The organism is Streptomyces sp. NPDC028368, from assembly GCF_055565615.1.
In genome coordinates, this window is record NZ_JBVHTY010000003.1 from 687,938 (window position 1) to 699,999 (window position 12,062).

The following is a 12,062-nucleotide window of genomic DNA, read 5'->3' on the forward strand; positions in this document are numbered from 1 at the left end:
TAATTGGCCGGAAAACGTCCGTTGGGCGGAATCGGCGTCCGGAAGCCGGACAGGACGTCAGGAACCGGCGGGATGCTCGCCGTGCCAGGAATGCCACAGCGCCGCATAGGCGCCGTCGGCCGCCACCAGCTCGTCATGCGTGCCGAGTTCGGCCAGCCGGCCGTCCTCCATGACGGCCACCCGGTCCGCGTCGTGCGCGGTGTGCAGCCGGTGCGCGATGGCGATGACCGTACGGCCCTCCAGGACGGCGGCCAGCGCCCGTTCCGTATGCCGCGCCGTACGGGGATCCAGCAGCGCCGTCGCCTCGTCCAGGATCAGGGTGTGCGGATCCGCCAACACCACGCGTGCCAGGGCCAGTTGCTGCGACTGCGCGCCGTCGGGACGGTGGCCGCCGGGTCCCATCTCGGTGTCCAGCCCGGCCGGCAGACCGCCCACCCACCCGGCACCGACGGCCGCCAGCGCGGCATTCAGCTCGGCATCCCCGGCGGCGGGCGCGGCGATCCGCAGATTGTCCCGGACGGTGCCCAGGAACACATGGTGCTCCTGGGTGACCAGCACGACCTGGCGGCGCAGCACCGCCGGGTCCAGATCGGCGACCGGCACCCGCCCGACCGTCACCGAGCCGGTGCGCGGCGCATCGATCCCCGCGAGCAGCCGGCCGAGGGTGGACTTCCCGGCGCCGGAGGGGCCGACCAGCGCGATCCGCTCGCCGGGACGGATGGTGAGGTCCACGCCGCGCAGAACGTCGCGGGAGCGCTCACCGGGGGCGTGGTCGTACGCGTAGTGCACGGCGGAGACGTCGATCCGGTCGTCCACGGGGACGGGGGAGGAGACGGGGGGAGAGGAGGAGGGGGAGGGCGAGGGGGAGGGGGAGGGGGTCGGCCGGGGAATCGGGGCGGCCATGCGTGCCCGTGGCGCCTGGGCGGCGCCCTCCACCCGGGCGAACGCGGCCCCGCTGCTCTGCACCTGCTCGACCCACAGCAGCATCACATCCAGCGGCGCGGACAGCTGCCGCAGATACAGCGCCGCCGAGACGACCACCCCCACACTCATCGTCCCCTGCGCGTGCAGCACCGCACCCACCAGCAGTACGGCGGCCACCGGGACGCCGTAGGAGACATCCACCGCCGGGAAGAGCACGCTGCGCAGGAACAGCGTGCGCAGGCGGGTGCGGCGGCAGCGCCCGATCGCCGCCTCGCTCGCCGCCGTCCGGCTCTCCTGCAGCCCGAGGGCCTCGACGGTGCGCGCACCGGCCGCCGTGGCGGCGAGCAGCTCGGCGAGCGCCGAATGGGCCGCGCCCTCGGCCAGATACGCGGTGTGCGCCCGGCGCAGATACCACCGCACGGCGAACAGACACCCCAGCAGCCCCGCCCCGCACGCCCCGAGCCGAGGATCCAGCACCACCACCGCCCCCAGGACGAACAGCGCCTGTACGGCGGCGATGAAGATCTCCGGCGCGGCATCCCGCAGCGTCGTACCGACCTTCTCCACATCCGTCGTGCCACGGGTCGCCAGATCGCCCGTACCCGCCCGCTCCACGGCCGCAGCGGGCAGCGCCAGCGCCCGGTCGACGAACTGTTCACGGACCCGCGCCAGGGTCCGCTCGCCGAAGCGGTGCCCGACATACCGCGCGTACCGGGCCAGCAGCAGCTGCGCCGCCGCACACAGCAGGAGGACGAGCGCCGGCCGGTCCACGGTCCCTACGCCGCCGCCGGCGCGCACCGCGTCGACGATCCGGCCCAGCAGCCAGGGGCCGGCCAGCCCGGCGCCGGCGGCCAGGACGTTCAGGGCGAGCACGGCGGCGAAGGCGCGCCCGTCGAGCCGGATCAGCCGGAGCGCCGCCCGCCGGGTCGTGGCCCGGTCGGCCACCGGCAGCGTGCCGTCGTGCGCAGCGGCGGCGGACGCGGGCCGCGGCGCGGTCACCGGGCACCTCCGCCGGCCGCGCCCGCATCCGCGGGCTCGTCCTCGCCGCGGGAGACCAGGCGGCGGTAGCCCGCCTCCCCCGCCAGCAGTTCACGATGGCTGCCGACGGCCGCGACCCGCCCTCCGACCAGGTAGTACACGGTGTCCGCCCGGTCCAGCAGCAGCGGTGAGGTGCTCGTGACGACGGTCGTCCGGCCGGCGCGGGCGGCGTGCAGCCGGGCCGCGATGGCCGCCTCGGTGTGCGCGTCGACCGCCGAGGTCGGTTCGACCGCGAGCAGCACCTCCGGGTCGGCCAGCAGCGCCCGCACCAGGCGGATGCGCTGCCGCTGCCCGCCGGAGAGACTGCGGCCCTGCGCCGCGACCGCCGCGTCCAGCCCCTCCGGCAGCCCACGCACGATGTCCTGCGCCATGGCCGCCCGCAGGGCCCGCTCCACGGTTGCCGCGTCCCGCTCGCGCCGGCCCGAGACGACCTCCCGGAGAGTCCCGGCGAACAGATCCGCTTCGTTGTCCGCGACCAGGATCCGGTCCCGTACCCATGCCAGGGGCAGGGCATCGAGGCGTACGGCGCCCCAGGTGGCCGCCGAGTCCGCGAACCGGCCGAGGCGGTCGACCACCGCCGCCGACTCCTGCGGCCGGGCGCAGGCGAGTGCGGTCATCGCCCCGGGCAGCACCTCGACGCCGGAGTCGGGATCCCGCAGGACGGCCGCCGCCTCCGGCGCCGGCACGGCACCGGACCCGCCGGCCTCGCCCTCCGGCCCCGCCTCCAGCCCCAGAAGCCCCACCACCCGCCGGGCGGCGACCAGCCCCCGCGTGAGGTCGTAGCCCCCCTCGATGAAGAACGACACCGGCACCACCAACGCCGCCGCATACCCGTACACGGCCACCAGCTCGCCCACGGTGATGGCCCCTTGAGCCGCCATCCTCGCCGCGATCCAGGTCACCGCGGCAAGGAACAGCGTGGGCAGGCCGGCCCCCAGCGCCTGGATCCAGCTCGTCACCGCCCCGACCCGGTACCCCTCGGCCCGCAACGCCTGCGAATCGCGCCGGTAGCGGTCGGCGAATACGTCCTTGCCGCCCAGGCCGTTGAGCACCCGCAGCCCGCCGGCCACGTCGGTCAGCCGGGCCGCCAGCCCGCTCTGCCGCTCGCGGTACCGCGTCTCCGCCCCCTGCAACCGGCCCAGCAGCGGCCCGACCAGCACGGCGAGCAGGGGAACGCCCAGCAGAACCACGACGGCGAGCAGCGGGGAGACCGACAGCAGCAGTACGGCGACGACGACGTACGCCAGGACCGCGCCGACGCCGGGGCCGGTGATCGTCAGCGTCTGGCTGATCACCGCGACATCGCCGATCCCGATCGTGACGACCTCCCCGGCCGTCACCTTGCGCGGCAACGCGGCCCCCAGCCGCAGGGTGTGGGCCACGATGACCCGCACCGTACGGAAGGTGGCGTCCATCCGGATCCTGGTCATGGTCCGGTGTCGCATGATCGCCAGCCAGGCGTTGCCCGCCCCGACGGCCAGCAGCACCCCGGCCCACCCGGCCAGCACCCCCATCCGTCCCGGCGCCAGCCCCTCGTCGATGGCCCGCGACAGCACATACGGCGGCAGCATCAGCCCCACCATCCACAGACTCCCGAACGACGCCCCGGCCGCGACGCGCCACCGCTGACGGGCAACCAGCCACCAGAGATACCGTCCGGCGGAGCCGGGCGGACCGGGCAGCGGTCCGGTCGCGCCCTCCGCCCGTGGCCGGTCGGCACGGCTCATCGCACGCTCTCCCGCCAGGCGCGATGCAGCTCCGCGAAAGGGCCGCGGCCGGCTGTCAGTTCGCCGGGCGGGCCGTCCTCGGCTATCCGGCCGTCGGCCATGACCAGGACGCGGTCGGCGATGTCGACCGTGGACAGGCGGTGGGCGATCCCCACGGCCGTACGGCCGCGGAGCACGGTGTCCATGGCGCGCTGTACCGCCCGCTCGCCGGGTATGTCCAGGCAGCTGGTGGCCTCGTCCAGGATGAGGACGGACGGGTCGGCGAGCAGGGCCCGCGCGAAACCGACCGGCCCACCACGATGGTCGTGCAGTTGACCAGCACGAACGTCAGCGGGAAGGCGGGGAAGAGGCGCAGCAGGGACAGGTCCGTCGTGCCGCGCGAGAGCAGCTGGCCGGAGGCCCAGAGGTCGTGGAAGGCGCGGCCGTGAAGAACCTGCGCCCGCACCGGACGGACGAACGGCCACAGCCGCAGCAGCGAGCGCACCGCGGAGCGCCGGCGCGGCGGCTGAACCGGTCGGGGTCGGGGGCGGTCCGGGCGTCGTCCGTGCGGTAGCGGTAGGGGCCACACTCGCGAGCGTAAGGCGCACCACTGACAATGCTCATGGGTTTTCCGTCTCCCGCGACGCCGCTCTCTCGCGGTGCCGTACCGGATACCGGCGCTGCCGGCCGTGGTCCGTTATCCCGCGATCACCCGGAACAGACTCACCGAGCGCGCGGGCAGTTCGACCGTGCTCCCGGCCGGGTACGGCGGCTGTGCCGGGCCCGGCTGCTCCGCCCGTGCGGTGTCGACGAGGAGTTCGTACGACTGTGCCCAGGGCGGGCCGGGGAGGACGACCGGCCGGGGCCGGGCGTCCGCGTGCAGGACCGCGAGGAAGCTGTCGTCGACGATGCGGACGCCCTGCGCATCGCGCTGCGAAATGTCGTTGCCCGAGAGGTACATGCCCAGGGTGGCCCCCGGGGCGTACCAGTCCTGTTCGGTCATTTCCGTGCCGTCGACGGTGAACCAGGCGAGGTCGCGCAGCCCGTCCCGTCCCTGTGGCCGCCCGGAGAAGAAGGCCCGGCGGCGCAGTACGGGGTGGGCGCGGCGCAGCGCGATGAGGCGGGCGGCGAGGTCGGCCAGCCGCCGCCAGTGCGGGTCGTCGAGCAGCGACCAGTCGAGCCAACTGGTCGCATTGTCCTGGCAGTAGGCGTTGTTGTTGCCGTGCTGGGTGCGGCCCATCTCATCGCCCGCGACCAGCATCGGGACGCCGGTGGACAGCAGGAGCGTGGTGAGGAAGTTGCGAAGCTGGCGGTGGCGCAGCGCGGTGACGGCCGGGTCGTCGCTCTCGCCCTCGGTGCCGCAGTTCCAGGCCCGGTTGTCGTGGGTGCCGTCGCGGTTGCCCTCGCCGTTGTCCCCGTTGCGCTTGTGCTCGTAGGTGACCAGATCGCGCAGGGTGAAGCCGTCGTGGGCGGTGATGAAGTTGACCGAGGCGTACGGGCGGCGGCCGCCCCAGGCGTAGAGGTCGCTGGAGCCGGAGAGGCGGTAGCCGAGGTCGCGGACGTCGCGCTGGGCGCCGCGCCAGAAGTCGCGGACGGTATCGCGGTAGCGGTCGTTCCACTCCGTCCACAGGGGTGGGAAGGCGCCGACCTGATAGCCGCCGGAGCCGACGTCCCAGGGTTCGGCGATCAGTTTGACGCGGCGCAGCACCGGGTCCTGCGCGATCACGGCGAGGAACGGGGAGAGCATGTCCACGTCGTGCATGGAGCGGGCCAGCGCGGCGGCCAGGTCGAAGCGGAAGCCGTCCACGCCCATCTCGGTGACCCAGTACCGCAGCGAATCGGTGATCAGGCGCAGGACGTTGGGCTGGACGACGTGCAGGGTGTTGCCGCAGCCGGTGTAGTCGGCGTAGCGGCGGGCGTCGCCCGCCAGGCGGTAGTAGCCGCGGTTGTCCACGCCCCGCAGACAGAGGGTCGGGCCCAGCTCGCCGGCCTCCGCGGTGTGGTTGTAGACGACGTCCAGGATGACCTCGATCCCGGCGTCGTGCAGCGCCCGCACCATGCGCTTGAATTCGCCGACCTGCTGGCCGCGGGTCCCGGTGGCGGCGTATCCGGCGTGCGGCGCGAAGTAGCCGATGGAGTTGTAGCCCCAGTAGTTGCGCAGCCCCCGGCGCACCAGATGGTCCTCGTGCGCGAACTGGTGGACCGGCAGCAGCTCGACGGCGGTGACCCCGAGCCGTACGAGATGCTCCAGCGCGGCGGGATGGGCGAGCCCCGCGTAGGTGCCGCGCAGCCGCTCCGGGATGCCCGGGTGCCGCATGGTGAAGCCGCGCACGTGCAGTTCGTAGAGGACGGAATCCGGCCAGGGTGTCTTGGGCCGCCGGTCGTCGCGCCATTCGTCGTCGGCGCCGTCGCCGGAACAGCCCCCGGTGTCGTCGCCGACCACCACGCCCTTGGGGACGTACGGTGCCGAATCGCGGTCGTCGCGCACCGTGTCGGCGATCTGCTGCTGTGGCCAGTCGCGGACGTGGCCGTAGATCTGGGCGGGCAGGGCGGGCCCGGCGGATCCCCGCTCCGTACAGGTGCCGAAGTCGCCGTCCACGGCGCGGGCGTAGGGGTCGAGCAGCAGCTTGGCCGGATTCCAGCGGGCGCCGGTCCATGGGTCCCAGCGGCCGTGCACCCGGTAGCCGTAGCGCTGTCCCGGGTGTATGCCGGGCAGGAAACCGTGCCAGATCTCATGGGTCAGTTCGGTCAGCGGATGGCGCGTCTCCTGGTCCTCCTCGTCGAAGAGACAGACCTCCACGGCCTCGGCGCCGCCCGCCCACAGGGCGAAGTTGGTGCCGGCGACGCCGTCGGGTCCGGTGCGGTAACGGGCCCCGAGGGGTGTGGGGCTGCCGGGGCGGACAGCGGCGGGCGGGGCGAGTGGTCCGTCCTCGACCGCCTCCTGCTCGGGTGCGCTCGACACGTGCCGGCCTCCTGCGGCTCATGGCTCGGTCGGGCGGCGGCCCGTGCATGGGGGTACCTTCCAGCGTGAGCTGGGGGAGCCCCGGCCGTGCGTCCACGTCTCCGCCCTCCCCGTTGTTCTGCCCGCAACCGGGCGTTGCCTCACGTTTCCCGTCGGCTTAGGCGTGCGCTGAACTCACCGTGACCTTGTACGGCATGACATTCCGAGACATGACATTGCCGATCGCCCCTCCCCTCATCCGCCACAATTCGGTACATGACCGGCGGTGAGAAGCGCTCAGTGAAGGACCCGGCCGGGGGCCCGGCCAACGATCCGGCCAACGATCCGGCCAACGATCCGGCCAACGACCCGGCCAACGACCCGGTACGCGGCCGAGTGCGCCACCGGGGGCGCCGCCCGCGTACCGTCCTCGCCGTCCTGGCCGCGCTGGCGGGCACGGTGCTGCCCCTCGGCTGCACCTCCTCGGACGAGACCGGCGGGGGCGATTCGCCCTCCCCGCAGGAGGCGATCCGGGTCGTCCCGCGCGACGGCGCGCACGGCGTACGGGCCGGCGGCCGGTTCGAGGTACGGGTGCCGGCCGGGCGGCTGGAGCGGGTCGAGGTCCGACGGGCCGGGGACGCCGGCCGGGAGCCGGTCGCCGGCCGGATCTCGCCGGACGGGCTGACCTGGCGCCCGGCGGCCGGCGCGCTCGCACCCGGCTCCCGGTACACCGTCGACGCGGTGGCCCTGGACGGCGACGGCCACCGCTCCGCCCGCCACACCACCTTCACCACCTCCGCGCCCCGCCGCTTCGCCGGCTTCTTCTCGCCCGAGGACAACACCACCGTCGGCACCGGCCTGATCGTCTCGCTGGAGTTCAACCGGCCGATCCCCGACCGCGCGGCCGTCGAACGCGCCGTCACGGTCACCGCCGCCCCCGGCACCGAGATCGCCCCCCACTGGTTCGGCAACCGGAGGCTGGACTTCCGCCCGCGCGAACGCTGGAAGCCGGGCACCGACATCTCCATCGCCCTGCGCCTGCGGGGCCTGAAGGCCGGGCCGGACACGTACGGGACGCAGCGCAAGACGATCCACTACCACGTCGGCCGGGACCAGATCAGCGTCGTCGACGCCGCCCGGCACACGCTGACGGTGTACCAGGACGGCCGGGAGCTGACCGCCTTCCCGGTCACCGCGGGCGACGCCGAGCACCCCACCTACAACGGGAAGATGGTGATCCTGGAACGCCGCTCGATGATCCGGATGAACGGGCGCACCGTCGGCTTCGGCAGCGAGTACAACATCGCGGACGTACCGCACGCGATGCGTCTGACCAGTTCCGGGACCTTTGTGCACGGCAACTACTGGGCGCGGCCGGAGATTTTCGGCGGCACCAATACCAGCCACGGCTGCGTGGGCCTCGAGGACATCAAGGGCGGCGGCCCCCACACCCCGGCGGGCTGGCTGTTCAGCCACTCGATCGTCGGCGACACCGTGCAGGTGCGCCACTCCCTGGCCGGCGCTTCCCACGGGCTCCCCTCCCGCAGCTACACCGTCGCGCCGGACAACGGTCTCGGCGGCTGGAACATGACGTGGCAGCAGTGGAAGCGCGGCAGCGCGCTGGACTGATCCGGCGGCGCGACGGGCCGGTACGGCAGCCGCCACAACCCCCCTCGTACTTGGAACGGAACGGTGACATCGGCGGGGAGTTCACCGTCACCACGGTGTGGTTATCTAACGACAAGCGCGTGGCGCGTCCGCGCGCGGGGGACCGCGGGCCGTGCGAGGGGAAAAGGGGCCAGTCGTGAATGTGCAGCCGAATGCGGGGGAGCCGGCGCGCCGGCGGCGGTGGCCACACAGGGGCGGCGGTGCGCTCGCCCTGTTGCTCGGCTCGATGCTGCTGTTGGTGACCGCTTGCGGCGGCGACGAAGCCGACGGGAAGAAGCCGGCCGGCAAGGCGGGCGGTGACAAAGCCGCCTCGCAGGCCGCAGTAACGATTGCGCCCAAGGACGGCGCGGACGACGTCGCCACCAGCGGCGCGCTGAAGGTGACCGCCGAGAAGGGCCGTCTCAAGTCCGTCAAGGTCAAGGACGGCAAGGGAAATGAGGTCGCCGGGAAGATATCCGCAGGCGGCGCCCGGTGGCAGCCCAGCGGCCACCTCGGCGCCTCGACGGAGTACACCGTCGACGCGGTGGCGGTGGACGGCCGGGGCCGGGAGGCCGCCGAGCACTCCACGTTCACCACCCTCGTCCCCAAGAACACCTTCATCGGCCGCTACACCCCCGAGAACGGCCAGCAGGTCGGCGTCGGGATGCCGGTCTCGATCCGCTTCACCCGCGGCATCACCGACCCCAAGGCCGTCGAGGACGCCATCAAGGTCACCGCGAAGCCCTCCGTACCGGTCGAGGGCCACTGGTTCGGCAACGACCGCCTCGACTTCCGCCCCGAGAAGTACTGGGCGGCCGGCACCAAGATCACCCTCAAGCTCGACCTCAACGGCGTCGAAGGCCGTCCCGGTGTCTACGGCACCCAGGCCAAGGAGGTCTCGTTCACCATCGGCCGCAGCCAGGTGAGCACCGTCGACGCCAAGTCGAAGATGATGACCGTGGTCCGCGACGGCAAGAAGATCAAGACCATCCCGATCACCTCCGGCGCGCCGGGCACCGAGACGTACAACGGCCGGATGGTGATCAGCGAGAAGCATCCGGTGACGCGGATGAACGGCGACACCGTCGGCTTCGGCGGCGAGTACGACATCAAGGACGTGCCGCACGCCATGCGGCTGAGCACGTCCGGCACGTTCATCCACGGCAACTACTGGTCCGGCAGGCCGACGTTCGGCACCCGCAACGCCAGCCACGGCTGTGTGGGGCTGTTCGACCAGCGCGGCGGCGGGGACAGCTCGACCCCGGCGGCCTGGTTCTTCAACAACTCCCGGATCGGCGATGTGGTGATCGTCAAGAACTCGCACGACGAAACGATCCAGCCCGACAACGGCTTCAGCGACTGGAACCTTTCCTGGGAGAAGTGGAAGGCCCGGCAGTAGCGCGCGCAGCACGGCGGCGGGACCGGTGCACTGTGACACAGCGCACCGGTCCCGCCGCCGTTAACGCGTACTAACCTTCCCCTCATGACTGTGAACCTTGAGGTCGCCGACGGCGTCGGCACCATCCGCCTGGACCGCCCGCCGATGAACGCACTGGACATCGCCACCCAGGACCGGCTGCGCGAGCTGGCCGAGGAGGCCACCCGCCGCGACGATGTGCGCGCCGTGGTGATCTGGGGCGGCGAGAAGGTGTTCGCGGCCGGTGCGGACATCAAGGAGATGCAGGCCATGGACCACCCGGCCATGGTGGTCCGCTCCAAGGCCCTGCAGGACGCGTTCACCGCCGTGGCCCGGATTCCCAAGCCGGTGGTCGCCGCGGTCACCGGCTATGCGCTGGGCGGCGGCTGCGAGCTGGCGCTGTGCGCCGACTTCCGGATCGCGGCCGAGGGCGCCAAGCTCGGCCAGCCCGAGATCCTGCTCGGCCTGATCCCCGGCGCCGGCGGCACCCAGCGCCTCGCCCGGCTGGTGGGCCCGTCCAAGGCCAAGGACCTGATCTTCACCGGGAGGCACGTCAAGGCCGACGAGGCGCTCGCCATCGGCCTGGTCGACCGGGTGGTACCCGCCGCCGAGGTCTACGAGCAGGCGCACGCCTGGGCGTCCCGGCTGGCGGCCGGTCCGGCGCTCGCGCTGCGGGCCGCCAAGGAATCCGTCGACGCGGGCCTGGAAACGGACATCGACACCGGCCTGACGATCGAACGCAACTGGTTCGCGGGACTCTTCGCGACCGAGGACCGGGAGAGGGGAATGCGCAGCTTTGTCGAGGAGGGGCCGGGCAAGGCCAAGTTCCGCTGAAACGACTGATGTTGGCGGGGCCTGTGGGGTTTGGCCGGGACGCAATGCCTCGTGTGGGCGAATTGCGGAAAACTTAATCCGGGCTTAAGGCAACCTTGTCCACCCCGTCCGGCGATCTTCCGTCCACGACGGGCCGTCGCAGGTCAGTTGGGGTGCACCCGAACCTTAACTGCCTTTGGCATATGTCCCGCAGGGGGTACGGAACCTACAATTCCGGGCAACGGATTCCGTCGGTTCCCCCAACGTGACCGCCAAGTAGCAGCCATGATGGGGTGCATGGCGGGCCTCGAAGGAATGGAGCAGCCGCGGCCGGGCAGTGGGACGGCCGCCGCACGCTGGGGGACCCCGGGAGCGGGCAGAGCGGCGCCGACCCCGGTTCCCGGCGGTCCGCTGTCCGGGCTCGAACTGGTCGGCGACCCCACGCTCGACGAGGTCCGGCTGCCCTCGCGCCCCCAGTCCGCGCGCATCGCCCGGCGGCTGACCGGCTGCGTCCTCCTCAAGCAGTGGTCCCTCACACCGCAGCTCGCCGAGCACGCCGTCCTCCTCGTCTCGGAGCTGGTCGGCAACGCCGTACGGCACACCGGCGCCCGCTGCTTCGGGCTGCGGATGCTGCGCCGCCGCGGCTGGATCCGGATCGAGGTACGCGACCCGTCCCGCGGACTGCCCTGCCTGATGCCGGTACAGGAGATGGACACCAGCGGCCGCGGCCTCTTCCTCGTCGACAAGCTCTCCGACCGCTGGGGCGTGGATCTGCTGCCGCGCGGCAAGACCACCTGGTTCGAGATGCGGGTCATGGACCGCTGACCCGCGGCCGGGGCCCGCCGGTACGGCAACGGGCCCCGCCGGTACGGCACCGGGGCCCGCATACGCCGGTAAGCGCACGGCGGTCCGTAGGATGGGCTGTTCATGCTCGCGCGCCAGGATCGCCGGAGGAGGGGGATATGCACATGGACCGTGTGCGCCGGTCGTCGGCGATGACCCTGCTGCTCCTCCTCGCGGTCACCTTCGGGCCGATGCTGTGCCGGATCGGCGGCGACCAGGCCTGGTCGGCGGGCCGGGCGGCCACCGCGGCCGCGGCACCCGCCCCGCACCCGGCCGACGCGGCGCCCTCCGGCCACCCGCGCGAGACCGCACCCGGCCAGGCACCCGCCGCCGACGTCGTCCTCGCCGTCGCCGACGTCCCCAAGCGCTGCTCCAACCAGCACGCCCCCGGCCCCGACGAGTCCGTCCCGCTGCCCACCCCGCACCGCGGTGAGCCGCTTGCGCCCGCCGCCACCGGCCCGGCGCCGCACTGCGTCGACGCATCAGCGCAGTTCGCGCTCGCCCGGCCGCCCACCGGCAGCGCGCCCGCCACCGACCACACCGCGCTCCTCCTCGTACTGCGGATCTAGGCCTGTCGTTTGGATCAGGTCGGGCTCGCGGGGTCTGGCACGCACATCTGCGGCGTTGTCGTCAATCACCAATGCTCCGCGTTGCCTCAATCCTCCGCCTTGCAGCTGCACGCACCAGACCCCGCTCCCTGATCCGACCTGATCCAAACGACAGGCCCTAGGCC

Annotated in this window: 8 protein-coding genes and 2 pseudogenes; 5 read left to right on the forward strand and 5 right to left on the reverse strand. The window is 72.8% G+C overall.

Going from position 1 to position 12,062, the window contains the following annotated elements:
* Window positions 1-57 precede the first annotated feature (57 nt).
* The 5 genes and pseudogenes from ACZ4S3_RS10215 to glgX form a co-directional block, all read right to left on the reverse strand.
* Window positions 58-1,923, reverse strand: a complete 1,866-nt coding sequence (locus ACZ4S3_RS10215) for an ABC transporter ATP-binding protein (RefSeq protein ID WP_467929540.1) — start codon at window positions 1,921-1,923, stop codon at window positions 58-60.
* Window positions 1,920-3,689, reverse strand: coding sequence for an ABC transporter transmembrane domain-containing protein (locus tag ACZ4S3_RS10220; protein WP_467929544.1), 1,770 nt, complete (start codon window positions 3,687-3,689; stop codon window positions 1,920-1,922). The genes ACZ4S3_RS10215 and ACZ4S3_RS10220 overlap by 4 nt, the downstream gene beginning before the upstream one ends.
* Window positions 3,686-3,979 (reverse strand): annotated as a pseudogene (locus tag ACZ4S3_RS10225) (ABC transporter ATP-binding protein); the annotation flags it as partial. The pseudogene ACZ4S3_RS10225 and the gene ACZ4S3_RS10220, both read right to left, overlap by 4 nt.
* Window positions 3,979-4,164: pseudogene (locus ACZ4S3_RS10230) on the reverse strand (hypothetical protein); the annotation flags it as partial. The pseudogenes ACZ4S3_RS10225 and ACZ4S3_RS10230, both read right to left, overlap by 1 nt.
* A gap of 201 nt (window positions 4,165-4,365) precedes the next feature.
* Window positions 4,366-6,630 (reverse strand): glycogen debranching protein GlgX, encoded by a 2,265-nt coding sequence (glgX, locus tag ACZ4S3_RS10235; protein WP_467929549.1) that lies wholly within the window; start codon window positions 6,628-6,630, stop codon window positions 4,366-4,368.
* A gap of 255 nt (window positions 6,631-6,885) precedes the next feature.
* Here glgX and ACZ4S3_RS10240 point away from each other — a divergent pair, with 255 nt between their 5' ends.
* From ACZ4S3_RS10240 to ACZ4S3_RS10260, 5 genes are all read left to right on the forward strand, one after another.
* Window positions 6,886-8,238, forward strand: coding sequence for a L,D-transpeptidase (locus ACZ4S3_RS10240; protein WP_467929553.1), 1,353 nt, complete (start codon window positions 6,886-6,888; stop codon window positions 8,236-8,238).
* Window positions 8,239-8,413: 175 nt separating this feature from the next.
* The gene (locus tag ACZ4S3_RS10245; protein WP_467929557.1) at window positions 8,414-9,655 is read left to right on the forward strand and encodes a L,D-transpeptidase; all 1,242 of its coding nucleotides are present in this window, start codon (window positions 8,414-8,416) and stop codon (window positions 9,653-9,655) included.
* 84 nt (window positions 9,656-9,739) lie between these two features.
* Window positions 9,740-10,507 (forward strand): enoyl-CoA hydratase/isomerase family protein, encoded by a 768-nt coding sequence (locus ACZ4S3_RS10250; protein ID WP_467929562.1) that lies wholly within the window; start codon window positions 9,740-9,742, stop codon window positions 10,505-10,507.
* Window positions 10,508-10,771: 264 nt separating this feature from the next.
* Window positions 10,772-11,311, forward strand: a complete 540-nt coding sequence (locus tag ACZ4S3_RS10255) for an ATP-binding protein (RefSeq protein WP_467929567.1) — start codon at window positions 10,772-10,774, stop codon at window positions 11,309-11,311.
* Between the two features lie 137 nt (window positions 11,312-11,448).
* On the forward strand, window positions 11,449-11,898 hold the full coding sequence (locus tag ACZ4S3_RS10260) for a hypothetical protein (protein WP_467929569.1): 450 nt from the start codon (window positions 11,449-11,451) through the stop codon (window positions 11,896-11,898).
* The last annotated feature ends 164 nt before the right edge of the window (window positions 11,899-12,062 follow it).